Source organism: Fictibacillus solisalsi, assembly GCF_900103485.1.
In the GTDB taxonomy this organism is placed as follows: Bacteria; Bacillota; Bacilli; order Bacillales; family Fictibacillaceae; genus Fictibacillus_C; species Fictibacillus_C solisalsi.
Genome location: NZ_FNHW01000001.1, coordinates 84,746 through 111,012, shown reverse-complemented (window position 1 = coordinate 111,012; position 26,267 = coordinate 84,746). Strand labels below are relative to the sequence as shown.

31 protein-coding genes and 1 riboswitch are annotated in these 26,267 nt (G+C 44.5%); of the genes, 9 read left to right on the top strand and 22 right to left on the bottom strand.

Going from position 1 to position 26,267, the window contains the following annotated elements; genetic code table 11:
* Positions 1–6 precede the first annotated feature (6 nt).
* A complete protein-coding gene (locus tag BLT53_RS00595) occupies positions 7–606 on the bottom strand; it encodes a nitroreductase family protein (RefSeq protein ID WP_090231980.1) in 600 nt (199 codons plus the stop codon).
* Positions 607–777: 171 nt separating this feature from the next.
* Between BLT53_RS00595 and BLT53_RS00590 the strand changes: the two genes are divergently transcribed.
* Positions 778–1,284, top strand: coding sequence for a cupin domain-containing protein (locus tag BLT53_RS00590; RefSeq protein ID WP_090231978.1), 507 nt, complete (start codon positions 778–780; stop codon positions 1,282–1,284).
* 34 nt (positions 1,285–1,318) lie between these two features.
* Here BLT53_RS00590 and BLT53_RS00585 read toward each other — a convergent pair whose 3' ends face one another.
* The 9 genes from BLT53_RS00585 to BLT53_RS00545 form a co-directional block, all read right to left on the bottom strand.
* Entirely contained in the window at positions 1,319–1,933 is a 615-nt protein-coding gene (locus BLT53_RS00585; protein ID WP_090231977.1) for a DUF2238 domain-containing protein, read from the bottom strand.
* Between the two features lie 123 nt (positions 1,934–2,056).
* Positions 2,057–2,476 carry a hypothetical protein gene (locus BLT53_RS00580; protein ID WP_139168355.1) on the bottom strand — a complete coding sequence of 140 codons (420 nt, stop codon included), beginning with the start codon at positions 2,474–2,476 and terminating at the stop codon, positions 2,057–2,059.
* Between the two features lie 79 nt (positions 2,477–2,555).
* Positions 2,556–3,527 (bottom strand): DMT family transporter, encoded by a 972-nt coding sequence (locus tag BLT53_RS00575; RefSeq protein ID WP_090231973.1) that lies wholly within the window; start codon positions 3,525–3,527, stop codon positions 2,556–2,558.
* A gap of 16 nt (positions 3,528–3,543) precedes the next feature.
* Complete coding sequence (locus BLT53_RS00570; RefSeq protein WP_090236598.1) at positions 3,544–4,191, bottom strand: GntR family transcriptional regulator; 648 nt, start codon at positions 4,189–4,191, stop codon at positions 3,544–3,546.
* 72 nt (positions 4,192–4,263) lie between these two features.
* Positions 4,264–4,719 (bottom strand): GNAT family N-acetyltransferase, encoded by a 456-nt coding sequence (locus BLT53_RS00565; RefSeq protein WP_090231971.1) that lies wholly within the window; start codon positions 4,717–4,719, stop codon positions 4,264–4,266.
* 109 nt (positions 4,720–4,828) lie between these two features.
* The gene (locus tag BLT53_RS00560) at positions 4,829–5,272 is read right to left on the bottom strand and encodes a hypothetical protein (RefSeq protein ID WP_090231970.1); all 444 of its coding nucleotides are present in this window, start codon (positions 5,270–5,272) and stop codon (positions 4,829–4,831) included.
* A 118-nt stretch (positions 5,273–5,390) separates the two neighbouring features.
* Positions 5,391–6,248, bottom strand: coding sequence for a DUF1028 domain-containing protein (locus BLT53_RS00555; protein WP_090231968.1), 858 nt, complete (start codon positions 6,246–6,248; stop codon positions 5,391–5,393).
* A 43-nt stretch (positions 6,249–6,291) separates the two neighbouring features.
* Entirely contained in the window at positions 6,292–6,996 is a 705-nt protein-coding gene (locus BLT53_RS00550; RefSeq protein WP_090231966.1) for a class I SAM-dependent methyltransferase, read from the bottom strand.
* A 135-nt stretch (positions 6,997–7,131) separates the two neighbouring features.
* Positions 7,132–7,923 carry an SDR family oxidoreductase gene (locus BLT53_RS00545; protein WP_090231964.1) on the bottom strand — a complete coding sequence of 264 codons (792 nt, stop codon included), beginning with the start codon at positions 7,921–7,923 and terminating at the stop codon, positions 7,132–7,134.
* A gap of 139 nt (positions 7,924–8,062) precedes the next feature.
* Here BLT53_RS00545 and BLT53_RS00540 point away from each other — a divergent pair, with 139 nt between their 5' ends.
* Positions 8,063–9,292 (top strand): glucoamylase family protein, encoded by a 1,230-nt coding sequence (locus tag BLT53_RS00540; protein WP_090231962.1) that lies wholly within the window; start codon positions 8,063–8,065, stop codon positions 9,290–9,292.
* A 35-nt stretch (positions 9,293–9,327) separates the two neighbouring features.
* Here BLT53_RS00540 and BLT53_RS00535 read toward each other — a convergent pair whose 3' ends face one another.
* The 5 genes from BLT53_RS00535 to BLT53_RS00515 form a co-directional block, all read right to left on the bottom strand.
* Positions 9,328–10,116: a sugar phosphate isomerase/epimerase family protein gene (locus BLT53_RS00535; protein WP_090231960.1), complete on the bottom strand. Its 789-nt coding sequence runs from the start codon at positions 10,114–10,116 to the stop codon at positions 9,328–9,330.
* A gap of 521 nt (positions 10,117–10,637) precedes the next feature.
* Positions 10,638–11,015, bottom strand: a complete 378-nt coding sequence (locus BLT53_RS00530; RefSeq protein ID WP_090231958.1) for a hypothetical protein — start codon at positions 11,013–11,015, stop codon at positions 10,638–10,640.
* Positions 11,016–11,292: 277 nt separating this feature from the next.
* Positions 11,293–13,050, bottom strand: a complete 1,758-nt coding sequence (gene thiC, locus BLT53_RS00525; RefSeq protein WP_090231955.1) for a phosphomethylpyrimidine synthase ThiC — start codon at positions 13,048–13,050, stop codon at positions 11,293–11,295.
* A gap of 136 nt (positions 13,051–13,186) precedes the next feature.
* Positions 13,187–13,297, bottom strand: a riboswitch (TPP riboswitch).
* A 440-nt stretch (positions 13,298–13,737) separates the two neighbouring features.
* A complete protein-coding gene (locus BLT53_RS00520) occupies positions 13,738–14,193 on the bottom strand; it encodes a DinB family protein (RefSeq protein ID WP_090231954.1) in 456 nt (151 codons plus the stop codon).
* A gap of 120 nt (positions 14,194–14,313) precedes the next feature.
* The gene (locus tag BLT53_RS00515) at positions 14,314–14,946 is read right to left on the bottom strand and encodes an SDR family oxidoreductase (RefSeq protein WP_090231952.1); all 633 of its coding nucleotides are present in this window, start codon (positions 14,944–14,946) and stop codon (positions 14,314–14,316) included.
* Positions 14,947–15,174: 228 nt separating this feature from the next.
* On the opposite strand from BLT53_RS00515, the gene BLT53_RS00510 reads away from it, so the two are divergent.
* On the top strand, positions 15,175–15,396 hold the full coding sequence (locus BLT53_RS00510; protein ID WP_090231951.1) for a hypothetical protein: 222 nt from the start codon (positions 15,175–15,177) through the stop codon (positions 15,394–15,396).
* A 79-nt stretch (positions 15,397–15,475) separates the two neighbouring features.
* On the opposite strand, the gene helD is transcribed toward BLT53_RS00510, so the two are convergent.
* Entirely contained in the window at positions 15,476–17,809 is a 2,334-nt protein-coding gene (gene helD / locus BLT53_RS00505) for an RNA polymerase recycling motor HelD (RefSeq protein ID WP_090231949.1), read from the bottom strand.
* Between the two features lie 331 nt (positions 17,810–18,140).
* On the opposite strand from helD, the gene BLT53_RS00500 reads away from it, so the two are divergent.
* Positions 18,141–19,499 (top strand): alkaline phosphatase, encoded by a 1,359-nt coding sequence (locus BLT53_RS00500; protein ID WP_425284644.1) that lies wholly within the window; start codon positions 18,141–18,143, stop codon positions 19,497–19,499.
* A 46-nt stretch (positions 19,500–19,545) separates the two neighbouring features.
* Here BLT53_RS00500 and BLT53_RS00495 read toward each other — a convergent pair whose 3' ends face one another.
* The gene (locus BLT53_RS00495; protein WP_244520320.1) at positions 19,546–20,079 is read right to left on the bottom strand and encodes a GNAT family N-acetyltransferase; all 534 of its coding nucleotides are present in this window, start codon (positions 20,077–20,079) and stop codon (positions 19,546–19,548) included.
* 336 nt (positions 20,080–20,415) lie between these two features.
* Here BLT53_RS00495 and BLT53_RS00490 point away from each other — a divergent pair, with 336 nt between their 5' ends.
* The 3 genes from BLT53_RS00490 (at position 20,416) to BLT53_RS00480 (ending at position 21,778) form a co-directional block, all read left to right on the top strand.
* Positions 20,416–20,604, top strand: a complete 189-nt coding sequence (locus BLT53_RS00490; protein WP_090231948.1) for a hypothetical protein — start codon at positions 20,416–20,418, stop codon at positions 20,602–20,604.
* A 5-nt stretch (positions 20,605–20,609) separates the two neighbouring features.
* Positions 20,610–21,431, top strand: coding sequence for a serine/threonine protein kinase (locus BLT53_RS00485; RefSeq protein WP_090231947.1), 822 nt, complete (start codon positions 20,610–20,612; stop codon positions 21,429–21,431).
* Between the two features lie 95 nt (positions 21,432–21,526).
* On the top strand, positions 21,527–21,778 hold the full coding sequence (locus tag BLT53_RS00480) for a hypothetical protein (RefSeq protein ID WP_090231945.1): 252 nt from the start codon (positions 21,527–21,529) through the stop codon (positions 21,776–21,778).
* Here the strand turns inward: BLT53_RS00480 and BLT53_RS00475 are convergent.
* On the bottom strand, positions 21,765–22,448 hold the full coding sequence (locus tag BLT53_RS00475) for a Dph6-related ATP pyrophosphatase (RefSeq protein WP_090231944.1): 684 nt from the start codon (positions 22,446–22,448) through the stop codon (positions 21,765–21,767). The genes BLT53_RS00480 and BLT53_RS00475 overlap by 14 nt on opposite strands.
* A gap of 91 nt (positions 22,449–22,539) precedes the next feature.
* Between BLT53_RS00475 and BLT53_RS24865 the strand changes: the two genes are divergently transcribed.
* Positions 22,540–22,713: a hypothetical protein gene (locus tag BLT53_RS24865; protein WP_170834178.1), complete on the top strand. Its 174-nt coding sequence runs from the start codon at positions 22,540–22,542 to the stop codon at positions 22,711–22,713.
* On the top strand, positions 22,710–23,540 hold the full coding sequence (locus BLT53_RS00470; RefSeq protein ID WP_244520319.1) for a PP2C family serine/threonine-protein phosphatase: 831 nt from the start codon (positions 22,710–22,712) through the stop codon (positions 23,538–23,540). The genes BLT53_RS24865 and BLT53_RS00470 overlap by 4 nt, the downstream gene beginning before the upstream one ends.
* Positions 23,541–23,587: 47 nt before the next feature.
* Here the strand turns inward: BLT53_RS00470 and BLT53_RS00465 are convergent, their stop codons facing one another.
* From BLT53_RS00465 to BLT53_RS00450, 4 genes are all read right to left on the bottom strand, one after another.
* Positions 23,588–24,298 carry a cytoplasmic protein gene (locus BLT53_RS00465; RefSeq protein WP_090231943.1) on the bottom strand — a complete coding sequence of 237 codons (711 nt, stop codon included), beginning with the start codon at positions 24,296–24,298 and terminating at the stop codon, positions 23,588–23,590.
* Between the two features lie 21 nt (positions 24,299–24,319).
* Complete coding sequence (locus BLT53_RS00460; RefSeq protein WP_425284643.1) at positions 24,320–25,042, bottom strand: bactofilin family protein; 723 nt, start codon at positions 25,040–25,042, stop codon at positions 24,320–24,322.
* A 13-nt stretch (positions 25,043–25,055) separates the two neighbouring features.
* The gene (locus tag BLT53_RS00455; protein ID WP_090231942.1) at positions 25,056–25,679 is read right to left on the bottom strand and encodes a YhbD family protein; all 624 of its coding nucleotides are present in this window, start codon (positions 25,677–25,679) and stop codon (positions 25,056–25,058) included.
* Positions 25,680–25,828: 149 nt separating this feature from the next.
* A complete protein-coding gene (locus tag BLT53_RS00450; RefSeq protein ID WP_090231940.1) occupies positions 25,829–26,260 on the bottom strand; it encodes a hypothetical protein in 432 nt (143 codons plus the stop codon).
* Positions 26,261–26,267: the final 7 nt, after the last annotated feature.

The following is a 26,267-nucleotide window of genomic DNA, read 5'->3' as shown; positions in this document are numbered from 1 at the left end:
TTTTTATTATTTATAGATTTTCACACGGTTTTCAAGCGGCTGAAATTCTTTTTCCCCAGGTACGGCAACCGGTTTGCCAAACGGCATTTGTGCAATCAGCTTCCAGCTTTCAGGCACATTCCATTCCTGTTTTACCTCATTATCGATAAGTGGATTGTAGTGCTGAAGTGAAGCACCAAAGCCTTCGTTTTCAAGAGCAGTCCAGATGACAAATTGCAGCATCCCTGATGAGTGGTGAGACCAGATTGGGAAGTTGTCAGCATAGGACGCAAATGCTTCCTGAAGTCCTTCAACCACCTTTTGGTCTTCAAAAAACAATACCGTACCATAGCCGCTGCCAAAAGCATTCATTTTATCTTCGGTTGGAGCAAATTTGTCTGCAGGCACCATTTTGCGCAGTGTTTCTTTCGTAATGTTCCATAGCTTGTCATGATTATCACCCAGTAGCACAACAACACGTGCACTTTGAGAGTTAAAGGAAGAAGGCGTATGCTTTACTGCATGCTCCACAACTTCCTGAATTCTCTCATCAGAAGCAACTGCTTCTTTACTGATTCCATAATACGTACGTCGATCTTCAACTGACTTCAAAAAATCCTTTGCCATGATGGTGTTTCCCTCCAACATTTTTTAATGTTAATTACTTTATACAAGTTAGTATAATTATTATATTTCATTACGTCAAGTACAAGGTAAAAAATAAATTAACCGATTAGTATGGTTAATTCTGAGTAATAGCGGGAATTCTTTTTAAAACCCTAATGAGGAGGATTCACCATGAAAATCTATGAAGTGAAAACGTATTTTCTTGAGGACGATGGCTTTATTCCTAACAACCCACGTCTGCCCGTTTTGTTTTATGAAGGTGTTTTATCCGAAAAACCTCAGCAGGCAGAAGAAATTTTCCATTCCAATAACTGGCTGAACAGCTGGCAGGGAGGAGTATACGATTTTCACCATTATCACAGCAATACTCATGAAGCCCTGGGTGTGGTTTCGGGTTTTGCGACAGTAAAAATTGGTGGGAAATCAGGTGAGGAACTTCAGATCCATACCGGAGATGTACTTGTTCTCCCTGCAGGGACCGGACATATGAATGTGGATTCCAGCGCCGATTTTCAAGTCGCCGGTGCTTATCCACATGGGATGGACCATAACCTGATGCGTGGTGTTGACGGGGAACGTCCACGTGTTCTTGAGGAGATTGGTGCGGTTCCACTTCCTGAAACAGACCCTTTATTCGGAACAGACGGCCCTCTGCTCCAGTATTGGCATGTAAAATAAAAAGCGCCCGAATCATTAGCGATTCGGGCCTTCCTTATGCCATTGATTCTGGTGGCAGCGGCTCTTTTTTCAGGGTAGGTTTATCTAGTTTTGATTTTGTTTTGATAAGAGAAATGACGGCAATCACCAAACCACCTGTCGTATCCGCGATTAAATCCACCATTGTATCGCTGTTGCCGCCGCCCTGCAGGGTCATGTGAAACAGTTGATCCATGCTGAATTCGTACATTTCCCATACCACCCCGCCTAACACAGCAAAAGAAACCACAAACCAAAAAAGAAGCCAAGGGGAAACTTCTTTTTTCCCTTCTCTGTGGACCAGACGTTCATAAAGAGCGATGGCCACAAATGCCAGCAGCGCCCCGCTTAGCAAATGAAGAAAGGTATCCCACCATCCTAATCCGTAAAAATGCAGAATCGACCCTAAATATTGGGAAGCAAATAGAAACGCGAGATAGGAAAGTGTAACCGATAGGTTAAACGTGAGTTTCGTGAACTTCGCCAGCAAGAGCGGGATGGCTCCGCATAATACGCCTGCAAGAGCAACCTGATAGCTGTGCGTTGTTCCTTTTGAAAAATAGTAAAAAAACAAAACCGCCATAAAAACGGTATAAGCCAGACTGAGCATAAGCACCCATTTTCGTTTCATAACAACACCTCTTTGTTTCTTCCTTCTTATAAATTATTGCCACTCCCTCCTGAAATATGAATGTTTCAGTGACATGGAAAGGCCCGGAACAATTTTTGTTCCGGGCCCGAACTCTATAACGTATCATTGTTTGGTTGTTTCTATGCGATTTCTGATCGGTTTGATCACATTCATATCCACATTGTATGTCTTCCCGTTGTATGTCACTTTGGCTTTGTCATCCCCATCCCTGCCCGTAATCTTCACGCTTTTGCTCTTAATAACAAAGCTTCCGTCCTTCTTTTCTACATGTTTGGCATTTCCCAGCTCTTTGTTGATCACTGGCTCAATGGTTTTCTCATAAGCCTTTGATGCGGAATTTGCGCCTTCTTTACCGATATCCGCAATTTTTCCCGGGCTGACTCCAAATACAACAATTGCGATGAGGGCAATAATTCCAAAAAGAATGGCAGCACGTACAGCAAGCTTCAGCAAGAAAATAAAAACAAGTATGGCCACGACAGCAAGAATAACAAGCAGAAGATGATTCTCCAACCAAGCCATGATTTTTGTCATCCCTTCCTTTTTATCAGAATATTACCCTGTTCACCTAAAAAATAGGCAAGGAAAGAACTTCCTTTTATCACGATGCACTTGCCTTCCTTAGCGTCTCCTTTACAGAAGAGCGGGAGAAATAGCTATGAAGCACCATGCCAAGCATAACCAGAAACATTCCAAGCCAGCTTAAAGCAGTTGGCAGTGGAAGTGAAAGCAGCCAAATCTCGCCTGCTGCCGCAAACAAAACTTCTGCCGACTGAGTTGCTTCCACCGCTGCAAGCTGCTGCATGCTTCCCCGTACCAGGTCAGTCGCATAAAAAAACAGCACAGTAGCGATTACACCTGAAGAAAGAGCCACAATTCCTGTTTGTAAGATTTGTGCTTTGGCAGGCGGCCCCACGGTTGCTATCCCTATTACAGAGAGAATGATCCATAATGGCAGGCTCGCCAGTGTCATACCGAACACCCTCTGATACGCATCGAGTCTTCCCCTGCACACCTCCATCATCTTCCGGTTCCCGAGGGGATATGCAAACGAGGCAACAATCACAGGAAGGACGCCAAGCAGAACATCGTTAAACGACAATGTTCTTGCCTGCTCCAGCTGCAATAAAACAATGCCGAGCAGGATAATGAGCGACATCGACAGCCCTTTAAACGGGATTTTCCCACGCACGGTTTCCATCCCATTCGGTGTTTGAACCGTTTCCTTAAAAAAAGGCACCAAAAGTGATCCGGAGATGATGGTAATCTGCCAGGTACCGGCAATAAGCCATCCCGGTTCATAAGCCGCGGCAAAGCAAATGGGAGCGTAAAAAAGGCCAAACCCAATGATGCTCCAAATCCCCCATGCTTTTGGGTCCTCCCTCATCACCTGTAAAAGAGCCCTCAAATTTCCTCTTATGCCCACAATGATAAAAAGAAACGGCACCATGAACAAATAACGGAGTGAAGCACTCCAAATCCAGCTTCCTCCCGAAACTTCCATTAATGAATTAAGAACAAACGTAAAAGCAAAAAAGAACGCTGAACCTATACCAATCAATACCGGACGCATGACAACACCTCTAGTTTTATTCTTGTATGAGCAGTTCTCCAAGACTCAGCCAGTTCTTTTCCGTTAACTGCGCCGTCTTCTCCCTATCTTTTTCTATGCAGGCAGAGATAATTTGCTCATGCTGCTGCACGGATTGAATTCCTTTTAATGACCCGAATTGCGCCATTTCCAGCCGGCGAATTTTTGCCGTGCTGGCCACCAGGGCTTTTCTAAGCTCAGGGTTGCCGGCGGCCTCCAAAAACACTTCATGAAAACGTTCATCCGCTGCAATCGCAGCACTTACGTTTTTTTCTTCCATCGCTTTTTTTAGACGTTGGTTGTATTCCTTCAATGTTCGAACATCGCCATTGTGGAAGACAGGAACAGCCAGCCTGGCGGCAAGTGCATGTAAAGCTGCAACCACGGTAAAAGCGTGTTTTGCCTCCTCTTTATGTAGCGGGGCCACCCGTGTCGCAGAACCTGGCATCGCCTCCACCAGTCCCTCATCTTCCAGTCGTTTTAGTGCCTCTCTTACCGGGGTCCGGCTGATTCCAAACTGTTCTGCCAAATCCTTGTCATTAATCCTCTCTTCGGGTTCAAGCTCCAGTGAGAGAATGGCATCCTTTAAATTGTGATACACTTCATCACGTAATGATTGTCGTTTAATTCGTTGAATGTTTTTCATAAAACCAATATATCGCATATTGGTTTTAAGCTCAATAAAAAATCAGTTTCCTTCGAAACTGATTTCAATAGCTTATACCCGTTTTCGTCTGCAGACGATTTCTCCATCATATTCTTCTCCTGTCGGCACATAACCCAACTTCTCGTAAAGAGCCTTCGCATGGTGATTTTCCTTGTTTACGGTGAGCCGCGTTTCTTTTGAATGGGGAAATTTCCTTTCAATCCAAGAAATCATCTCATTCAACGCTTTCTTTCCATATCCTTTGCCTTGGTGCTGTTCATCAATAAGGAAGCCATTAATCCAATACATGTTATCTGTTTTTTGCACATACGCATGCATAATGAAACCCACCATTCTGCCATTAACATAAATGGAGAAGGGCAGATATTCAACGTCATCACCGTCGGGTTTGATATACACTTTAGCCAAAGATACTGCGACTGACGGTACCAGTTTCTCCTGCCCCTTCTTCACCTTTAATCTTATTGCTTCTTCCCAATTTTCACGATCGACGTTCCTTAGTTCCATTATGCCGTCTCCTCCTGCCAAGCCAAACCGTTTGTACTCTCTTTTTCCTCACCAGGTTTGCATTTTCCTCCATAAAAATAAAAAAACCGGCGTTTGCCGGTTTTTGGGATTATGCCGTTTTTCTGTATTTTCCTGAAATACCAATTGCAAATGAAATGATTGTCGTAATGAGCAACGCCTCAGTAATCGAGCTTAGAAGCGAATTAAAGGCCATTGCATTGTAGATTTGAATGGAAATGCCAATCGGAACACCGAAAAATAGAACAGCCGATCCGAATATCGCGTTTTTAGTTGTTGTCAGTGAAGTGCGGTGTGCCCAGTCGAGAACACGCAAAGCCGTGATCCAAAAAATGCTGACAACCGCCCAGAAAAAAAGAAGAGCTGCAATAAAGGAATGGGACGATAAACCAAAAAGCACTTGCTCGGAATACAAATCGATATTCATAAATACTTTAATGGTTTGATACGCTCCTACCCCAAACAGCAGTACAAGATAAAACAAAGCAAACTCCATGCCTCTATGGTTCTGTAATCTCCGTTTCCATGAATGCATCATCTTTCCCCCAAAAAATGACTTATATGTTTATCGTCTTATCATACAAAAAACAATCTGAATTTTAAACCTGTTTTTTAAAAATTTTTGCAAAATAACGTTAATTGGTAAGATTGTACTACTTTTTGATCATTTTGTCCTGTTTCATATATGCCAAAACTTCCGTATCAACCCTTCCTTTCTCCTGTTCCCTGACTTCAAAGTTTTCAGTGTGGATATAGGCGGTTAGTGCTTTATACAACTTGCTGTCGTCAGCCGATGCTCCTTTCAGATAGTTTAACCTGAGCAGCTCCCTGCTGATTTCCTGCTTAACTTCTTCATTAATCTCTATAATATTTTCCGGTTTGGAAGGCGCAAAGTATAATTGGTGCAGCTTATAGATTCGTCTCAGTTCATTAATGGGTTCTTGATGATCGTCCACTCTTAAATCAATATACCGGTCATTGTATCCGCCATACCCTCCCTGGTCTTTCACAACCAGCAAAGAGGCGGACTGCTGGCCTCTGCTGTCCCCGCCAGCTGCTTGTCCTGCCTGCAAGGCGGCAAGCAAACGTTCGGCGAGTGATCCCCCCGTTTCAGAAAAGGTCTTCCCCATCGCTTCCACAGTTGCTGAACTGACCAGGATATTGCCCTGGGCAGCAAAATGGGCACCCGTTCTTCCTCCCGCCCAGTCGTAGCATTCTTTTCCGGTAAAGGTAGCGGCATTTCCGTTTCCATCAATCAGGCCGATCTGGCGCATTTCACGTTGTTCATCCTTTTCGATTAACATCTTCAGCGTTTCCTCCGCTGATTCTCCTTGCTCCATGGCATCAAGTGCCTGCGGCCCGTATGAGGTATTCGCATAGGACTGTGTGGCAACAGCACCAACGCCTGCCTTTGCCCAGGGAACGACCGCACCCACTCCCAAAAATTTGGACTGGACCGCAATCCCCCATTCTTTTTCAATAGGGTCAAAGCCCACAATTGAATATGTCATGACAAAATCTCTCCTGTCTTTTAATATGTAAGAATCCTGAATGTTATGCTTTTCTGAACAAAGTTGTCTGGAAACCTGGGAGACCAAAACATCTCTCATTTTCTTCCATGACCTTCATTTTTCTGATTTCCACTAGCGTAAAGCCATTAAATATTTTCATAAGTTTCTCTTCTGTATATCCCATGCCGCCCATTAAAGAACGTGAGCGGTACACTTCCCAATCGGACAATTCAGAACCTCCAAAATCGCCCCCGGGTGAAAAACAAACCAGGCCAAAATGGCCGCCAGGCTTTAGCCATTTGTTCAGCAGATCAACATAGGTAAGTCTTCGATGTGGGGCTAAATGGTGAAAACAGCCCGAATCATAAATGAGGTCATACGATTCGTATATCAGGTCCAGTTCAAAAATGTTTTTGTGAATAAAATGAATATTCTTTTGTTCCTTCCGAGCCCGTTCCTTTGCCCATTCCAACGCTTCCTCCGATACATCTGCTGCCTCCACATTACACCCTTTGTCAGCTAAGTATAGGGCGTTTCTCCCGGGTCCACAGCCCAATTCCAAAACCTTTCCCGGAGTCAGCAAACCCTTTTCAAAATAACTGACCAGGTTTTCGTCCGGAACGTTATGAAAGAAAGGAATGTCTTTTGTACGGTCTTTATAGAATCCATCCCAAAAAGACGCCGGCTCTCTCAATAAAGAATCCAGCATCTTGAAAAGGTCCTCTTTATTCAGAATGTCTTCGCTCACTTGATCGTCTCCCGATTATAAATTTTTTTACTCTATCTACTTCTTCAAAATCACCTTTAATTCCTCTTTTTTCCACACCATTCAGCAAAAAAGAAAGAGCCTCAAGGGCTCTTTCTTCCATATAATAATTCTTTACTACAGCAGTGTTTCTGCCCCGTCAATATAGACTTCCGTGCCCGATATATGGCTCGACCGTTCGGACGCGAGAAACAGGGCAAGGTCCGCTACTTGTTCGGGCTCACCAGCCTTATGTTCAAGTGGTTGATTTCCCTCCGGGTATTCGACAGGAATGCTGATTTCTTTTACGTCATCCGTTGGATGGGTATTTTGCCCAATGTTCGTGGAGATGGCTCCCGGACAGATGGCGTTGACCCGTATTTTATATCGGGCAAGTTCCAGTGCCGCCATTTTCATAAAGGCCACCTGTGCTGCCTTGGTAGAGCTGTATGCCGACATCCCAAATCCTGAAAAACTTCGGTTTCCATTAATGGAAGCGGTAATGACAATGCTTCCACCCCCCTTTTTTAAATGAGGCACCGCATGCTTAACCGTTAAAAAGGTACCGGTTAAGTTGGTGGAAATGGTCGTGTTCCAGTCTTCCAGCTTAAATTTCTCAATGGAAGAGAGAGTTCCATTTATTCCGGCATTGGCATACAGAACATCCAGCCTGGCCCATTCCTTTACCGCTTTTTCAATACCTGCTTTGACCTGGTCCTCCTTTGTGACATCCACTTCGGCAGCAATGGCCTCCCCTCCGGCCTCCCTGATTTCCTTTGCGGTTTCTTCCGCACGCTCTTCCTTGACGTCCAGGACGCAGACCTTCATTCCCTCTTTCGCAAACGCAATGCAGGAGGCCTTTCCGATTCCCGATCCTCCACCTGTGACAACGGCCACTTTGCCTTCTTCCTGACTATAAACGGTTCCCATATGTATCTCCTCCTTTGGATTTATTACTTATATACCCACTTATTCTTTACTTTTTATAAAATTCAGAAATTTTCTTATGTTACACTGGGTTTGAGGATTGCATAGCTAAAAACGTATCAACTGTTGAGGAGGTTGAATAATGACACCACTTTCCAATGAAGAATTAATGGAACTTGAAAGCAAACATTCCTTCCTGTTTTTCTGGCGGGAGGCCAATAGCACTCCTGGCAGCCCGGGCTTCGGATTACTTCGAGACCGTTCTCCGGGTGATCCCGAGAAGTGCTCTGTCGCTTCGGTCGGATTCGGATTAACTGCGCTTGTCATCGGTGCAGAACGATGGTGGATAACCACGGATGAAGCTCGGCAGCGCGCCGAGGGGACACTTGATACACTATTGCAGCACGCAGAAGAATTGAACGGATTTTTCTATCACTTTCTTTCGATGGAAACGGGCAAACGGTATGATAATTCCGAGATTTCCATCATTGATACAGCCATTGCCGTGTGCGGGGCCATTACGGCTGGTGAATATTTTGGCGGAAAGTTGAAGGAAAAAGCACAACAGCTTTTTGAACGCGTGGATTGGGAGTGGTATAGAAATCCGGAGACCAACCAGTTTTACAAAGGATATACACCTGAGCGAGGCCATTGGGGCGCCTGGGACATGTATGCCGAGCAATTCATGATGTATTTTCTCGCGGCAGCTTCTCCTACACATCCGGTGGATCCTGAGATGTTTTACGATTTCCACCGGCAGGTCAGTACATATGGTGATGTTCCTCTGTTCATTTATACCTGGACTGGCTCTCTGTTCACTTATCAATTTTCCCATGCCTGGTTTGATTTACAGAACAAGACGGACCGGGACGGCCTTGACTGGTGGGAGAACTCGGTTAAAGCCACGCGTGCCCACCGTCAATATAGCATGGATGAATCGGAAGCCTTCAAGACGCTTGGTTCCAACTCATGGGGGCTTACGGCCTGCGATGGGCCTTACGGCTACAGAGGAGATTACGGAGCACCCCCTTCCGGGCGGTCAGGAGCCAACGATCAGCATCATTCTGATGGAACCGTTCCTCCGGCAGGCGCCATCGGTTCCATTCCTTTTACACCAAAAGAAAGCCTGGATGCGATGCAGCATTATTATACTCATGTTCCTGAGCTTTGGGGAGAATACGGATTCAGGGATGCCTACAATCTGGATGTTTCTCCTCCCTGGTATGGCCGCGATGTCATCGGGATTGATAAGGGCATTTCACTGCTCATGATTGAAAACCACCGTACCGGGCTGGTCTGGAAATGGTTCATGAAAAACAAATTTGCCAAAAAAGGACTGGAACTGACCGGTTTCACCGAGAAACCTCTATAGAAAATGCCTGCCAGCTTTGCCTGGCAGGCATTTTCTTATTCTCCTGAAATCCCCGTTTTATCAGTTTTCTTATTTAAAAGGTCTTGAAGAACTTTAACATTTTCCCGGACAGCCGTCTCCAGATCGGTTTCAAAGTCCTCCTGCTCGACGACGAACCAGGAAACATCCATCTCTTTGCCTTTTGATACAATTGACGCAAGATCAAGTTCACCTGTACCCAAAATCGTGCTTTTGCGCTCTGTTCCCTTTACTGCCATGTCTTTCACATGGAGGGTGATGAGACGGTCACGAAGTGTTTCCATAAACTGAACAACGTCATAACCTTTATAGGCTGCCCAATACACATCCAGTTCAAAAGACAAAAGTGACGGATCGGTCTCCGACAAGAGAATCTCATAACCGGTAAGCGCTTCCTGCTTTTTAAACTCAAAATCATGATTGTGGTATCCGAGTTTCAGCCCCTCTGATTTCAAAAGGTCGCCAGCTTTGTTCAAAGTATCGGCTACCCGTTTATAATCATTCAGGTTCCGTCTGTTCTCTTCCGTCAAATAAGCCAGAATGATAAGTTCATTCCCAATTTCATGGCTGTATTCGATTTGCCGCTTAAGGGCATCTTCTTTTAGCTGGTCCAGACCCGTATGACTGCCTGCAGGCTTCAATCCCAGTTCAGACAGCGTGTTTTTCAACTGCCGGGCTGGTGTATCATAAAATCCGGCAAACTGGGCACCTTCATATCCCCACTGTGCCACATTTTTCAGCGTTCCGATAAAGTCCTTCTCACACAGTTCTTTAATCGTATAAAGCTGTAAGGCTTTTCTTTGCATATCGATCCCTCCTTATTGCAGCAATGCTGTCATTTCTTTTTTTTACAATGATCTTTGTTTCGCTGGATTTCCAGATCCGCAAGAACTACATTCTGCGTTTTACTGCAGTGTCCATCAAGGTGTACGCAAAAATGGTCAATTAGCAACAGGTAAGACCGCTTACATTATTGAGGTAATTACTCTTCTTGATGAATAAAAATAGGAGGGTAAAAATTGAAACGTTTCGACATAATCTTAATATGATTCCTCTTTTCTTACAAGTACTTTTTAAATATTCTAAAAAATCTTAATAAAAAAAGAACCGCATTGGCGGTTCTTTTTAAGAGGGACTCTCAGTCTGCAAACCTCCTTGGCGGTTCTCTTCAGAAGGTGCTCACTGCCTGAGAACCTCCTTGGCGGTTCTCTTCAGAAGGTGCTCACTGCCTGAGAACCGCCTTGGCGGTTCTCTTCAGAAGGTGCTCACTGCCTGAGAACCGCCTTGGCGGTTCTCTTCAGGAGGTGCTTACTGCCTGAGAACCGCCTTAATGACTATTATAGTTTTTAATGTCATCCGGTACGGCCATTATTGTCTTATTCTTTTTGTCATAGGAACGATAATGGGAAATGACTTTATTCCTGTTGACCACCAGGCATTCAAGTACTTTTGGCAAGGAATTCTCCTTTGCTTCCAAAATCAAATCTGTCTCTCCCATTTTTAAAGTATAGGTGGCAAAGGTAAGCCCTAGTAATTCCTGCCGTTTTTTTACGGTTTCCGGATGGAGCATGATAAATGTAGCCAAGTCATTCACACTCATTGAGGATTCCTGCTTCACCTTGTTGAAAATTTCCCTGAATCCCTCGGAAGCTTGTCCCAGTCTTTGTTCTGTCCAGCTTATAGCTTGCTGCAGCCAATTGTTCATACCGATTCCTCCGTTTTCACCTGCATTCTTGGTCTGGTGTCACGTATAAACACACTATATCTAGTTTAGTGTCCTTTTCCAGAAATATGCATCCACCAGCAAGTTCAGGACTGTTTTTGAGGAAATCGGTAAAAAACCGTTTCAGTATAGCTGCACTTTATACAGGTACGTACGTCCGATTCGGAGGTTTCAAAGAAAACGTGAGAACAATGGGACTGTATTTCCTTCAGCTGTTTTTCTAAATGCTTCACTCGTTCGGCAAGCTCTTCACAGTTTTTCATAAATAAAGATTGGAGCCCTGTTCCTGAAACTCTTTTGCTTTTTTCTTCATTTCTTTCTCGGCTTCTTTTTTCAGTTCAGGCATGTTCCGCAGATCGTGAGAAATTCGCATGGAGCAGAACTTCGGTCCGCACATTGAACAGAAATGGGCAGTCTTCGCACCTTGTGCAGGCAGGGTTTCATCATGGTATTCTCTCGCACGGTCCGGGTCAAGAGAGAGATTGAACTGATCCTCCCATCTGAATTCAAAACGGGCTTTGGAAAGTGCGTTGTCACGCTCCATCGCTCCCGGGTGACCCTTGGCCAAATCAGCCGCATGTGCTGCGATCTTATAGGTAATTACCCCCTCGCGTACATCATCTTTATTGGGTAATCCCAGATGCTCCTTCGGTGTAACATAGCAAAGCATGGCGGTTCCGAACCAGCCGATCATCGCCGCTCCAATGCCAGAGGTAATGTGATCGTAGCCCGGGGCAATATCTGTGGTTAGCGGCCCGAGTGTATAGAAAGGGGCTTCATGGCAGATCTCCATTTGTTTATCCACATTTTCCTTGATCTGATGCATAGGCACATGTCCCGGTCCCTCAATCATGACCTGCACGTCATGCTTCCAGGCGATTTTTGTCAGCTCACCCAGCGTTTCCAGTTCGGCAAACTGTGCTTCATCGTTCGCATCGGCAATCGATCCCGGACGCAAACCGTCACCAAGGGAAATGGAGATATCGTACCGTTTGCAGATCTCGCAAATTTCCTCGAAATGGGTGTACAAGAAGTTCTCCTCATGGTGAGCCAGGCACCACTGGGCCAGGATGGATCCGCCTCGCGAAACGATCCCGGTCACCCGGTTGATGGTTAATGGAACATATCGGAGCAAAACCCCCGCATGAATGGTAAAGTAGTCCACCCCTTGTTCCGCCTGTTCAATTAACGTATCTTTGTACACCTCCCAGGATAAATCCTCTGCTATTCCGTTCACTTTCTCAAGCGCTTGATAAATCGGGACTGTGCCAACAGGTACCGGTGAATTTCTTATAATCCATTCCCTTGTCGTATGGATGTCCTTTCCGGTAGACAAATCCATAATGGTATCCGCTCCCCAGTAGGTCGCCCAAGTCATTTTTTCGACTTCTTCTTCAATGGACGAGGTTACTGCTGAATTGCCGATATTGGCATTGATCTTCACATGGAAATTTCGGCCGATAATCATGGGCTCCAATTCGGGATGGTTAATGTTTGCTGGAATGATCGCCCTTCCAGAGGCAACCTCGTTGCGGACAAATTCAGACTCAAATCCCTCCCTGATCGCGATGAATTCCATTTCCGGCGTAATGATGCCTTTTTTTGCGTAATGCATCTGGGTCACATTTTTATCTTTTCGGGCACGCAGCGGTTTTTTAACAGCAACCGGAAAAGTATTGGCATCCCGTTCATTATTTTCGTTATATCCATTATCTTCAGGCTTCACATTACGTCCTTCATAATTTTCTGTATCATTTCTTTCCTGAATCCATGGTTTCCTTAAAACAGGAAGTCCTTTTTCAACATCCGATGTATAAAGCGGATCGGTGTAAGGTCCGCTTGTGTCATAAAGAAGCACCGGCGGATTCTCCTCTTTCCCTCCAGAAAGGCGGGTGGTACTCAGATTGACCTTTCTCATGGGCACCTTGATATCGGCACGAGTTCCCTTCTGATAGACCTTCTCACTGTTCGGGAATTGCGATTTCAATGAAACCTTTTTTTCGTTCTGTACTGTCATGCCACTTCCTCCTCTTGTTAAAAGTCGGAGCTACACGCAACGGGGAATAGCGAAGTAACGGTAAAATAAAAAAGCCGGGTTCTAATCAATAGAACCCGACAGGATAGACAAAGAAACATGCAAACAAACATACCGTTAACTTCGACTCCTACTTTCCTACGCTGGTATAACCCAGATCAGGTTCAAAGGGTCAAAGGGATCGTGCTCCCCTCTCTCAGCCCGGCTACGGGCTCCCCTAGCAGAAAATATATTTTATTTTCCATGTCATCATAGCTTCTATTCAACTTTCACGCAATCCGCCTTTTGTCACAGACTGATGTACACCTTTTTCTCTTAAATTATAAAAACGTCGCAGAACATGGTTTAATTTGGCGAAAAAAGAGGAATGGATGGAGAAGAAGAACTATATATTTTAAATCAAGGCAGGGAGAATGCATGCTAAAACATACAGAGGTTGTTTTGTTTATGAAAGAAATCGCTACACTCACTGGCGAATATATACGTTGCAGAGATCATCAATTAAAAGAAAAGATTAAAGATGATATCGATTTTTTACATTCAGTCATTCACTCCTGACTTCAAGTTTAGTGGTGAATGCCTTTACATAAAACATAAGACCTCTGTTACTTTCAGCCCTTTACCTGTACATAAAAAACCCGGAGAACCTGAAATGTCCTCCGGGCTATTTTAGTGTGGTGTGCGTTCGAGCATTAGTTTCATAGAGTGCAGCTGGCCCAAATGGTTGGACTCATGGAAAAGAGACATGGCGGCCAATTCCCGGAACGTTTCCAACCCAAGGAACGGCTTTTCCAGCTTTTGCTCAAGGGCTTCTTCCGGAATTTCCTTAATGCGGAGAAGCTGTTTCTCAAGCTCGGGAGTCAATTCCTCGACGGACGGAACATCTCCTTGCCAGTCAGACGGCTGTGTACCCTTGCCAAACCATTCGACATATTTCCCGGGCAAAGAAAAGAATTTACCAAATAAAAACTGTTCGGTAACGGTTAACACGTGTCCGATGTGCCAGTGTATCGTGTTGTTATACCCCTGTGGCTGAATATCAACCAATTCTGGTGAAATCTTACTGATGCTTCTTAAAAAAAATCCTCTTGTCATTTCGAATTGCCTGTAAAGTTCTTGGTTCATTTTTTATTCTCCTTTCCATAACCCTATTTCCTACACTAACAGAAAATACCTTCAAAATGCAGTACAGAAGGTCCCAAATAAAAAAAGCATGCTACAAAGCATGCTTTTTTTATGTTTTTATTATAAGGATTTAAGCGCATCGGCTACAGGCTGGTCTCCTTCAAGGATTTCAAAAATCTTGTGATTCGCATTCTCCAAATCCAGCGACTGGACCATGACTTTCGCCACATCTGCCCGGGGGATGCTCCCATGGCCCAGCTGCCCACCAATTTTAATTTTTCCAGTTCCTTCGTCATTGGTCAGTGCACCCGGCCTTACGATGGTATAGTGAAGCCTGCTGGATTCCAGCCGGTCATCTGCTTCACCCTTCATCCGCAAATAATGCTGCAGTTCTTCCGGGCCTTTTTCAGGACTTCCGGCACCCATACTGCTTAACATGATAAACCGCTTCACCTGCTGCTTTTCTGCTTCTTCCATCAGCTTGATGGCCCCGTCCCGGTCAACCGCCTCAGTTTTATCCGGACCTGTTTTGGAACCTGAGCCTGCAGCAAAAATGATGGCATCACACCCTCTGATCGCATCTGAAAGACCCCCTTCCAGATCGGCCAGCACGGTTTCGGCTCCCAGCTTTTCGAGTTCTGAGGCTTGTTCCTTATTGCGTATAATCGCCTTGGCTTCATGTCCTGCGCCAGCCAATTCCTGCAGAATCAGCCTGCCGGTTGTTCCGTTTGCTCCTGCAACAGCTACTTTCATTTTTCAAAACTCCCTTCTACTCTAACTATTACCTTTTCATACCCGCTTAAACTTATTCCTAGTCCGCTTTTGTCTTCTTATCCCCGCGTTATGCTCGTTGCATAATAACTGAATTTTCGCCATAAAAAGATAATTTGTTACAATTAAATTTCTTTTTGCCTGTACAAGAGTAAAATGCTAAAATTGTGGTATTACTCTTATATAAACCAATACGGAGGTGGTCCCGTCATGGTTTCGTTAGTCAATCACGTTTGCCGGCAGCGTTCCTGGTCAGTTGGACAAAAAGAAATACAAGGAAAAGAATACGACTCGGTGGTAGGCGCCTTACAGAATTGTCACGAAAATGAAGCAGTTGTTTGCAGAATTAATGACGATTCCGTTTGTGTAACCAGCAAAGAGGACATTCACGAGCTAGAGGAAATTGGCTATAAAGTCCTAGCCGCCAATTAACACACCCATTCGGGTGTGTTTTTTTTGATAAAAACAGAAGCTTGCCATTTCGGCAAGCTTCGACAATCATAATTATTTATTATTCAGTATGAAAGGTATCTGAAGGAATACGCTCAAAAAACGGTGATAGTTCTCCTTTGGAAAAAAGATGTAGTTCATGCATAGCACGGGTGCAAACCGTATAAAACAATTTCCGTTCGCTCTCTTTCCCATACACTTCGTTTGAAGCATCGAAGACAAGAACAGCATCAAACTCAATCCCTTTGGCGAGATAGGACGGGATAATCAGTGTTCCTTGCTTAAACGAGGACGATTCTTTAAGCATCAATTCTACTTCCACTTGATCCTTCAATGCTTCAAAGGCTTCTTTGCACTCTTGTTCGGTTTTGCAAATCACGGCGATCGTTTTAACCTTCTCGTTTTGCAGTTGTTTAATCGTATCTGCAACTGAGCGGGCATGGTCTTCAGGAGCAAAAAATTGTTTCAGCACCGGCTTTTCCCCATCCCTGTTAAATGGAACGACCTTATCCGGTTCATCCAGCAGTTCTCTCGTAAACTCTACGATTTGCCTTGTTGACCGGTAGCTTCTGGTCAGAATAATCCGCTCTGTATTCTCCCTGCCAAAACGGTCGTACAGCATTTGAAAAGCGTCTCCTGTGGAATGCGCATAGATGGACTGGTTCAAATCCCCCAGCACTGTCATTTTGCTCCGCGGAAACAGCCGTTGTATGAAGGCAAACTGAAACGGTGAATAATCCTGGGCTTCATCTATGAATACATGTCTTACAGCCGTATTGGTCTGAAAGCCTTCCATCCGTTCTTTTAGATACAAAAACGGAGTAGCATCTTCATAATACAGCTCTTCCCGGGCGAGAGTTTTTGCTGTAAGCAGGCATATTTCCTTCCACCTGGACGGTACTTCTGCAGGTGAAACCAATCCATCCTCTTTGAACAACGCCATATAAAGTGCTTTTAAATTAATGAAAGTTAAAGCTTTAATCCTTTTCTTCAGCGGCTTAAATGCTCTTGATACGACATAAGCCGATAACAGCTTTTGCTCTCTTTCAAAATCATTGAATGTATTTTCTGAGTACTGCTTTTTCTTTTGCAATTTTTGATACAGCTTTACGTATACATCCTTGTCGAGCAGCTGTATTTTTTCCTCTACCCATGGTTCATTTCTTTCGGCTTTTTCAAAGTTGCGCACCTCACGGACCAGCCATTCGGAAACAAGTTTCATCCGGTTCGGAATGGAGACCGATGGAGCGTAGGAATAAAACTTTTCTTTAATCTCCTCACCCGTGATGAGTACTTTCCCCCTGAATTTGATCGGTTTAAAGATCATTCCCTCATTACGAAGACGGGAAATGTGCTTTTCAATCATATCCATAAAGTCCAAGGACGCTTTGTATTGGATACTGGCCAGCCTTGCCTGATCCTGTGAACCCTCTCCAGCCGTCAGCACCGCTTCCATTTGTTCGAGCGGATCCTCAAGGTAAAAGGAGCTTCCCAAATGATGGTGAATATACTGCTGAAACGTCGTTTGCATCATATTCTCCTCACCGAGCTCAGGAAGGACATTGGATACATAACTGTTAAATACGTTGTTTGGAGAAAAAAGAACGATTTGGTTGGCTGTCAGTGTTTCCCTGTAACGGTATAACAGGTAAGCCACACGCTGAAGGGCAGCGGAGGTTTTTCCGCATCCGGCAGCACCCTGGACGATCAACAGGGACCCCTTCGTATTTCGAATAATCTGGTTTTGCTCTTTTTGAATGGTCGCCACAATGCTTTTCATGTGCGGGTTCGCCTGACGGCTCAATACTTCCTGAAGCAATTCATCACCAATGGTTACACCGGTGTCAAACATACTTTTGATGATGGCGTTTCGAATGATATATTGGCGCTTGAGTTCCATTTCACCCGAAATAACACCGCCAGGAGCATCGTATTCCGCCTTGCCCAAAGAATAGTCATAATACAGGCTTGAAATGGGTGCACGCCAGTCATAAACCAAAAATTGATCCTTTTCTTCATCATAGAAAGAGGCAATGCCAAGGTAAATCGGCTGAGAATCGGCATCGCTCTTCTCTTTAAAGTCGATTCTTCCAAAATAGGGAGAATCACTCAAGCGCACCAGGCTTTTCATTTGATCTTCGGCATTTTTGTGGCTGCGTTCAAGTTCTGAAAGCAATTCCGCCTGCTGTTTAATGCTCGCCGCAGTCTCGATCGCTTCATCGGCATCTTCTAAATTGACGGTCACGTCTTCCCAGAAATTTTTACGGATGTCAACCACGTCTTCTTTTTTACCGCCGAGATGTTCCTCCAGCCTCCGGATCTTATGATCAGCCTTTTCAACAACTGAATTCACACGCTCCTGCTCTATCTGCCATTCTTTTTCCCACTGGTTCATGGCCCCTCTCCTTTATCTATAAATTTTTACGTATATCACTTGACAACAGATCAGCTTACATAGTATAATAAATTTGGATAGTTATAGTTTATTATACATTAGCAAGCCACAATCTTTATTTTAGCACAGCTATCATAAATGAATCAACCTTTTATTTACATATAAACCCCTGAGCCGAAACCTGTTCGGCTCTTTTTTTAATGCCTTTCTTTCCATCCCGTTTTCTTCTAGTACATTCTATGCAATACCTATGGTCCATTGAGGGAACTCTTGGGGATGGCATATACTTAAATTGACAGATAAATATAAAATTTTACAGGAGGGAACGACATTGAAAAAGGACCGCTTTAAAAAATGGCTTCCTATTGCCCTTAGTACCGCTGTCGGGATTGGAGCCGTTTCCATGTCGATGCATGGCGATGCAAAGAACCTCACCAAGCAAGAACCCAAAATAAAGAATGTTATTTTCATGATCGGGGACGGTATGGGCCCTTCCGCCACCACAGCATTACGGTATTGGAAGGATGATCCGGATACGATGGAAATGGAAAAAACCACTTTTGACCGGTATTTCGTCGGTAAACAAATGACCTACGCAGATGACCCCGAAGAGAATATTACTGACTCCGCTTCCGCTGCCACAGCAATGTCCACCGGAGAAAAAACATACAATGCCGCCATTGCCGTGGATAAGAATCAAAAGGAATTAAAAACGGTGCTTGAAGCGGCAAAGGCAAGAGGCAAATCTACCGGGCTTGTCGCCACTTCCGAGCTCGCTCATGCAACCCCTGCTTCTTTCGGCGCACATGACCCAAGCCGTAAGAACATGAACGAGATTGCCAACGATTATTTCGATGAAAAAATCAGCCATAAGCATAAGGTCGATGTCCTTCTTGGAGGAGGCTCATCCAACTTTATACGAAGTGACAGAAACCTGGTGAAAGAATTTAAAAACGCAGGATACAGCTATGTGACCACAAAGGATCAATTGCTCCGCAACAAAAACGAACAAGTACTGGGACTGTTTGCTAAAGGCGGAATGCCAAAAATGATTGACCGTAATCATGACCTGCCTTCACTTAAGGACATGACCACCTCCGCCATTAAGCGGCTTGATAAAGACAAAGACGGTTTCTTTCTCATGGTGGAAGGAAGCCAGATTGACTGGGGAGAACACGACAATGATATCGTCAGTACCATGAGCGAGATGCAGGACTTTGAGAAGGCGGTCCAGGCTGCGGTCCAGTTCGCCAAAAAAGACAAGCATACTCTCGTCGTGGCTACAGCTGACCATGCGACAGGGGGAATATCGGTCGGGGCGAACGGAAAATATAACTGGCTCACTGATCCGATCAAAGCGTTTAAGCGCACTCCCGATTTCCTCGCAGAAACCATTGCTTCCGGAGCAGATATTGAATCCACACTCGACAAGTACATTGACCTCAACCTGACACCTGAAGAAACCAACAATGTAAAGGAAGCGGCTAAAACAAAAGATGTAACAAAAATCGATGCCGCCATCGAGAAAATTGCCGATCTTCGTTCCAACACCGGATGGACAACCACCGGCCATACTGGCGAGGATGTGAACGTATATGCATACGGTCCTGGCAAAGAAAAGTTTGCCGGATTAATCAACAACACAGACCAGGCGAAAAAGGTCTTCAAGATCGTCCACACTGGGAAATAACCAGAAAAAAAGCAACCAACGGGAACCTCCCGAGGGTTGCTTTTTTCTATTTTTTCAGTTTATCATAAATGTTAAATCCGGTATCACTTGTTCCTCTGTAGGTAAAACCTGCTTCACGGTAAAACGTGTTCAAACTCTCATTTGTGGCAATACAGTCCAAACGAATCACGTTTTTCCCTTCAAAAATAATTCCCTCTGTCACCCAGTTAAGAATTTCTTTCCCGAGGTTCTTCCCCGCAACACTCCGGTCAATGGCCAGGCGATGCAGATAAATGGCCTCCGGCTGTTCGTTACCCCATAGCCGGATATCCCATTCTCTGGCTTCTTGCGGAAGCATCACCACTCCGGCAATCCGTCCGGCTTTTTTAAAAACAAATACATCTCCATCTGTAATGGATTGGGCCATTCCGTGAACATCTTTGCCTTCAAGCAGCTCACTCCATTGAGATGATCCTTTGCTTTGAAGCCATTGAGCCGTCCGGACAAGAAGCCCCATAATGTCATCGGTCTCTGCTGCAACAGCCTGAGATGCAACGACATCCTCACTTACTTCTGGCTTAACAATAGTAAAAGTACCCAAGCTGATCCTCCTCTGTTCTTCTCTCACTATAAAACTATCAAGGATCTGCCCCAAAAACAACTACTGTGGCTTTCCATGCTTTACTTTATAAATCAAGCTTGCGGCGAGGGCCGATGAAAGATTGAACAGGAATCATGACCAACAAGTACAATAATGCGATGCCGCCAAAAAAGGAACAGATTGTCGTCATATCGCCCCAGCCTTCCCCATATTATAACAATCATTGTGAGATCCAGCCTTCTTTTCATTCCACCTGTGGATTGCCTGCCTTTCATTTTGGTAAAAATGAAACTAAATCCATAAGTACACGTATAGTTAAAAAAGGAGTTGATCGAGATGATTAAAAAATTACTGAAATCCATACTTGGCAGCAGTCACAGACGATACAGCAGCAGTGATCACCGCAAACATTCCTACCGAAAATACAGCAGCAGCAGCGGCTATAAAAAGCATCATTACGGCAAAGGCCACGGCCACTCCTACTACAAAGGGAAGCGTCGAAAAAGCGGATTCTTCAGCAGTTAAAGACCATGAATTTTCATTGGACAAAAACGATTTACAGGTTCATTGTGGACCGGCCGCTCCCTAAAGGGTATCTCCTTTTTGAGCGGTATACCATTGCAGAAGTACTTGGAATGGGCAGCTATGGAATTACGTACCGTGCGATTGACTACATGACCGGTAACCACGTAGCGGTTAAACAACTTCGAAGAACGAAATCCTGGACAGAAGAAGGAAGAAAAACCTTTGACAAGGAGAGGCAACTTCTTCAGCAGCTTTCTCTACCAGAAGTTCCTGCTGTTCATCCACAATCACCGAATGAACACAGCACGTTTCTTGTTATGGATTATGTGCCCGGGAAAAATTTTGAGGATTTGATTTTCTCAGAAGGTAAGGTTTACTCCGAGCAGGATGCTATGTCCATTTTTTATCAAGTAGTGAAAATTGTACAAAAGATTCACGGAAAAGGCATCGTTCACAGAGATCTTCGGATTCCCAATATCATTTCTTCTGGCAGCAGGCTGTATATCATCGATTTTGGACTTGCCTGCAAGCTCTCCGGTAAAGTTCAGGTCAAACCAACAGGAAAGCACCGGAATCTGATGCGGGAGGTTTCTGTAACAAGCGACTTTTATGCGCTTGGTCACTTCCTTCTTTTTCTTCTGTATTCAGGTTATGAACCCCAATCGAAGAAGGAAAACAGCTGGGAAGAAGAGCTTTCTTTATCCCCGGACGTCCACGGAATGCTCAGGCGTTTGCTGCAAATCGATGAATGTTTCACTTCTGCTGAAGAAATTATTTCGCATATACAATCCATGCAGAACTGCAGAGAGATAACCAAAACTATGTAAAAAGGAGAACTGGCTTTCAGTTCTCCTTTTCTGTTTCACTCTTTATCCGGATGCTGAATAAATTACGTTAAAGTCTGATTACAGGAGGATCTTTTATGTATCTTTTTCATCAGCAAAATCATGATCATTCAACCAGACGTGCTGTGTCAGTTCCGGCTGTTCCGGCTGTGCCAGCAGTACCCGCAGTCCCTTTCACTCCCGCTCCCCATCCGCCTGTTCCGTTAGCCTTTGGCTCCTCCTACACTCACCCTTACTATTCAACTCCGTATCACTTGTCCTACTCTGTGTCTTATCCCTTTTCTTCTTATCCCTACTATTCTTATCCCGGCTGGTTTATCCCTTTTTAACACGCTCTTCTTGCAATGAAAGCTCCATTCGTTTCGTCGTTTCCAATTCCACAATATCACCTTTTTCTATCATGACCTGAAACTGAAACAGAGGGCCATCATACACATAGGTGTGGTATTCGCCCGCTTCTCCCATTGGACAGATGCCTGTTTCCACAATTTCATTCAAGAAAGACCCATCCACTTCTCTACCCAGCCATAGTTCATCAAGCTGGCTGTTTGAGATCCGGATCACCTTTGCTTTATATCCTGAATCAATAAAAACCTTTAAGGCCGAAGCAGCATCTTCCTTTTTCATCCAAAGCGGAAATTCGGACATGAGACCAGCCTGTTCAACCACGTTTTCTCCCCATCCTCTGTGTTCATCCAGATAAAGGTCGCCAAACGCCACTCCATCCACTTCATATTTATTTTTCAATGACTGCAGGGTTGATAGGAAATCCCTCGTATACGTATCGAACGAACATGAGATCCATTCAAGCGGGATGCCGATTGCATCCGCCTGGGCTTGAATGAGCTCTGTTCTTTCCCCATGCCCAAATGTCCTTCCGATCTCTTTTGGAAGAGTTGTAATCAGGCATACCACCTCATCTCCCCGTTTGATGAGGTGATCAAGCACCATGCAGGCATCCTTTCCCCCGCTCCAGGAGAGCGCCCATCGTTTACTCACATCATTTCCCCCTTTCACATAGAAAACTATTTCTTTTAACATGCAATTCCTATATACTTTCTAAAATACCAATAAAAGGGGCTGTCCACCGATGTCTGATTCCTGTTTTATTTGCAGCAAACATAATCGCACAATACGTACAGCAGGCAAAATGATCTTCGAAGATGAATATGTTTTCAGTGGACATATTGATAATGGAGAAAATCCTGCCTATCGTTCGCTATTGCATGATCAATCTGAAGCGTCGTTTGGAGGCAAACCATGAAACCGGCAATGCATGAAATAAACTGGGTCGGAAGCTCGGAGCCCTATATTGATCATCCTTATGTTTCTGCTCTCTATCATATCACGCTCGGAAGGTATGGAGGCCACTCATCATCGGGTGCAAAGAAAAACGAAGATGGCTGTCTTGTTTGGGCATGCGAAAAAGGAGATTGGGAGTTTGCCGCCATCCTCGACGCCCATTGTAGTGCAGAGAGTGCAAAGCTGGTCGTTAAAGAACTGGAGGGAATAAAAGCGGATGTATTAAAAGGAATCCATCTGGAGGTTCCTGATAGTTTTAAAGTGCTTGAAACCCGCATCATTACCTTATTTAAAAGTGCAGAGTTCCGTGCCAAGTGCCAGAAGGTAAAAGGCGAGACCGCTTGTCTGCTCGTTTTTCGAAAAGAAAACTATGTATGGTGGCTTTCCATCGGTGACTGCGTACTCTATCTTTTCCACCCGGAACTTGCCGCTTTTGACCAGTACCAGTTAAACCAGCGGAACTTTTATGAATGGATCGGAAAGGTGAATACATTTGAAAAACCGGTACCATGTTTTAGTTCAGGCACTCGTGAACTGAGAAAAGGCAATACTATCCTCCTCTTGGCAACTGATGGCATGATCGAATGCCCTGGAACCGGATTTGAGAATGCAAAAAACGTATATCAGGTGTTTGAGCAGGCTGAAAACCCCGAAGCCGGTGTGCAACAGCTTCTCAAAACTGTCGAAGAAAAACGCGGCCGTGACAGTGCAACGTTGGTTGGATGGCAGGTAGATTGTCCGGTGGAAGGCAGTGAGCCAAGCGATAGACGTGTTCCCCGGGAAGAATAAACAACGAAAAACGTGATGCCGGACTGGCCTGCATCACGTTTTTTTGTTTAACCAATTTTCCGGTGTTCTTTCACAGACGATCCCGAAAGAGCCTTAAACTCATCATAATACTCGACCAGCTGGATTTCACAGCCTGCACCGATTCGCACAATTTTTCCCCGTACGATATCAGCTGTAGTATTCTCCAGAAAGACATCATCCCCCTCAATGACCGTTGCTTCCAGAAAGCCTTCGTTCTTCACGAACGGCAGGAACGCCCCCTTCTTTTGTACACGGATGGTCTGTCCGCCCATCTCCTGCACTTGACTTGTGCTGTACCTCAGCTTCACGTCAATAACATCCGCATTCAGCAGGCCGGAAACCTCGAAAAGCCCGCTTGAGATAAATTCCTCCGCCTCTAAATCGCCTTTCACCGCAATACTTCCTTTCAGATCCACTTTATCGCCAGTAAATTTTCCAGCGACGTCCACAGATCCACGGATTTTCGTGTTTTCGACCATGGCTGATTCTCCAATAGAGAGCGTTCCATATACCTTCAGGTTACTTGCCTGCACATTCCTTTTTACTTCAGTCTCACCAAAGATTTCTAAATTTCCGCCTTTCACATTTCCAGACGCTTCACTTGATCCGTACGTCTTAAAAAAATTGCATTCAATGTCATCCGTGATGATTCCCTCTCCCATAATTCTTACTTTATTATACAAACCGCCTGCTGCACTTCCAGACCCATTCATCATCAAATTACTTGCTTTCGTCATTGCCATCCTCCTTTCAAGTGGTTATATTTTTTTAAACTCCCGTACTTTCGCGCCCTCAACCCTGCGAAAGCTTTCCTTGTATTCCACCAGATCAATTTCACATTCAGGCCCTATGATCACATTTTTTCCACGGACAACTTCCGCTTTTGTGCTTTCTAGTTCAAGTTCATCGCCTTCAATGACATTTACCGTCAGCTTAGTTTGAAAAAAAGGTTTGAATAGTTGAAAAAAGCCGCGCCTTTTACCTTTTACCTTTATGGTCTGTCCGCCCATTTCAGCAGCATTGCTCTCCCCATAAAGCCTGACGTCAATGTGATCAGCACTCAGCAGCCCGCCGATGGCAAATTGACCGTCCGATCGAAAGCTTTCTGTTTCACAATTAGTGGCAATTGTTGCTTTCCCTTTGATTTTAACTTCATTCGCCCGAAGGCTGCCTCCGATTTTACCCGATCCCGAAATATTCATTTTGTTAACCAGGCTAACTCCTTCAGACACCGATCCATGCCCTTCAATGGTAAAATTGTTACCTTCCACTTTTCCTTTTACTTTACCGCTGCCGCTGATCTTTCCGTTATCCACTTTTAAATCACCATGAACTGCACCTGACCCGTTGCATTCAAACATAACGCATTCCAGGTTTCCGTTTACTATGCCACGTCCATTCAGCTTAACTTGATCAAAATGGCCGCCATTTGACGAACCGTATCCATTAATCATGAGGTTTCCTTTCATTCCATTTCCCATAACTTTTCCTCCACTACAGATTTGTTTTCAGTTCTTCTATGCAGCTCCTTACAGACAGCCTGACTGTTACTTTCGAACCCTGATCCACTATGATATTTTCTGCACCGTTCACCAGCAAGCATGATGTGACACCCAGCTTGCGGATCAGTAAAAGTTCATGTTTGCTTTTGCCGAGTATACTTCGTGCTTCCTTTAACACCTGAAGAAGCATCCTTCCTTCATCCAGACTGATATCCCCGGAAGACAGAAGTTTATCCAAAATAAATACTTCCAGAAGCTGATCAAACGGCAACGGATCACTGATCCCACTTTCATTACCATACAGTTCAAGAGATGTATTCGTAACAATGTTTCGTTTCAATAATTCATTCTTCGAAAATTCCATCCCCGCCGCTGATGAGGGGGATAGCCGTTCCGCAAGCTCATCAAGTGAGAGCGTCTCTTTCATCGATTGAATTTTATCAATACGTTCAAGCACTTTTTCCTTTGGAAAGAACGTCTCCTGCCCGGTAAACGTGGACTTGCGGATAAACCACTCTTCAGGAATAAGATTCTTCCTTTTCCAGCGGTACAGCTGTCCGTAAGAGATTCCAGTCAAATCCAGCAGATCTTTTTTCGATATCAGTTCATTGCTCAAGGTAAATGCTCCTTTCTTTTATGAATAGAATGTAACATAACACTGTTACGTTTGTAAATACGTTTAATGGATTTCTCTTGTTCTTGTTCCAAAAGCATAAAAAAACGGCAGGAGCCTGTTCCTGCCGTTTAAACTCTTAGTCTATTCGTTTATTTTAAAAGGCTTACCTTCAAGTTAGCAAAAGAACCGGAAACTTGCCTGCTCACAAGCCAGTGTCCGTCCAGCACGTGTTCAAGCTCCTTGGCATCTTCCACACTCATTTCGAGTATGGTCACACCTGTGTTTGTTAGTTTAAAGTCTTTTTCTTCTATCAGTGCAAAACGGGTTTCCAGCAGGTTCCTTAACCCGTTGATTGTCAGAAATTTAAACTGATATCCGTAAAAAATGGCACTCTTTATTTGTTCTTCATGTTGTTCGGTATAGGAGAACAAGTACTCCCAGTCCAATTCTTTCCCAGCGGCGTTTAACAGAGATAGATCTTTGTTCTTCAATGCCTGAAAAAGAGTCTCATCTTCCAATCCCGCCGCCCGGGCCTGTTCAATCCTCATCCCTGCCGGCATGGGCAGCTTTGTTGCTTTCATCGGTTGC

Excerpts from the sequence above, each read along its gene's own strand:
- BLT53_RS00535 (WP_090231960.1), bottom strand. The coding sequence starts at position 10,116 with ATGCAAAGAAAAGCCTTACAGCTTTATACGATTAAAGAACTGTGTGAG.
- BLT53_RS00490 (WP_090231948.1), top strand. The coding sequence starts at position 20,416 with ATGATTAAAAAATTACTGAAATCCATACTTGGCAGCAGTCACAGACGA.
- BLT53_RS00595 (WP_090231980.1), bottom strand. The coding sequence starts at position 606 with ATGGCAAAGGATTTTTTGAAGTCAGTTGAAGATCGACGTACGTATTAT.
- BLT53_RS24865 (WP_170834178.1), top strand. The coding sequence starts at position 22,540 with ATGTCTGATTCCTGTTTTATTTGCAGCAAACATAATCGCACAATACGT.
- BLT53_RS00590 (WP_090231978.1), top strand. The coding sequence starts at position 778 with ATGAAAATCTATGAAGTGAAAACGTATTTTCTTGAGGACGATGGCTTT.
- helD (WP_090231949.1), bottom strand. The coding sequence starts at position 17,809 with ATGAACCAGTGGGAAAAAGAATGGCAGATAGAGCAGGAGCGTGTGAAT.
- thiC (WP_090231955.1), bottom strand. The coding sequence starts at position 13,050 with ATGACAGTACAGAACGAAAAAAAGGTTTCATTGAAATCGCAATTCCCG.
- BLT53_RS00520 (WP_090231954.1), bottom strand. The coding sequence starts at position 14,193 with ATGAACCAAGAACTTTACAGGCAATTCGAAATGACAAGAGGATTTTTT.
- BLT53_RS00575 (WP_090231973.1), bottom strand. The coding sequence starts at position 3,527 with ATGCGTCCGGTATTGATTGGTATAGGTTCAGCGTTCTTTTTTGCTTTT.
- BLT53_RS00515 (WP_090231952.1), bottom strand. The coding sequence starts at position 14,946 with ATGAAAGTAGCTGTTGCAGGAGCAAACGGAACAACCGGCAGGCTGATT.
- BLT53_RS00470 (WP_244520319.1), top strand. The coding sequence starts at position 22,710 with ATGAAACCGGCAATGCATGAAATAAACTGGGTCGGAAGCTCGGAGCCC.
- BLT53_RS00485 (WP_090231947.1), top strand. The coding sequence starts at position 20,610 with ATGAATTTTCATTGGACAAAAACGATTTACAGGTTCATTGTGGACCGG.
- BLT53_RS00560 (WP_090231970.1), bottom strand. The coding sequence starts at position 5,272 with ATGCATTCATGGAAACGGAGATTACAGAACCATAGAGGCATGGAGTTT.
- BLT53_RS00570 (WP_090236598.1), bottom strand. The coding sequence starts at position 4,191 with ATGAAAAACATTCAACGAATTAAACGACAATCATTACGTGATGAAGTG.
- BLT53_RS00540 (WP_090231962.1), top strand. The coding sequence starts at position 8,063 with ATGACACCACTTTCCAATGAAGAATTAATGGAACTTGAAAGCAAACAT.
- BLT53_RS00465 (WP_090231943.1), bottom strand. The coding sequence starts at position 24,298 with ATGACGAAAGCAAGTAATTTGATGATGAATGGGTCTGGAAGTGCAGCA.
- BLT53_RS00555 (WP_090231968.1), bottom strand. The coding sequence starts at position 6,248 with ATGACATATTCAATTGTGGGCTTTGACCCTATTGAAAAAGAATGGGGG.
- BLT53_RS00580 (WP_139168355.1), bottom strand. The coding sequence starts at position 2,476 with ATGGCTTGGTTGGAGAATCATCTTCTGCTTGTTATTCTTGCTGTCGTG.
- BLT53_RS00460 (WP_425284643.1), bottom strand. The coding sequence starts at position 25,042 with ATGGGAAATGGAATGAAAGGAAACCTCATGATTAATGGATACGGTTCG.
- BLT53_RS00480 (WP_090231945.1), top strand. The coding sequence starts at position 21,527 with ATGTATCTTTTTCATCAGCAAAATCATGATCATTCAACCAGACGTGCT.
- BLT53_RS00510 (WP_090231951.1), top strand. The coding sequence starts at position 15,175 with ATGGTTTCGTTAGTCAATCACGTTTGCCGGCAGCGTTCCTGGTCAGTT.
- BLT53_RS00585 (WP_090231977.1), bottom strand. The coding sequence starts at position 1,933 with ATGAAACGAAAATGGGTGCTTATGCTCAGTCTGGCTTATACCGTTTTT.
- BLT53_RS00450 (WP_090231940.1), bottom strand. The coding sequence starts at position 26,260 with ATGAAAGCAACAAAGCTGCCCATGCCGGCAGGGATGAGGATTGAACAG.
- BLT53_RS00565 (WP_090231971.1), bottom strand. The coding sequence starts at position 4,719 with ATGGAACTAAGGAACGTCGATCGTGAAAATTGGGAAGAAGCAATAAGA.
- BLT53_RS00545 (WP_090231964.1), bottom strand. The coding sequence starts at position 7,923 with ATGGGAACCGTTTATAGTCAGGAAGAAGGCAAAGTGGCCGTTGTCACA.
- BLT53_RS00530 (WP_090231958.1), bottom strand. The coding sequence starts at position 11,015 with ATGAACAATTGGCTGCAGCAAGCTATAAGCTGGACAGAACAAAGACTG.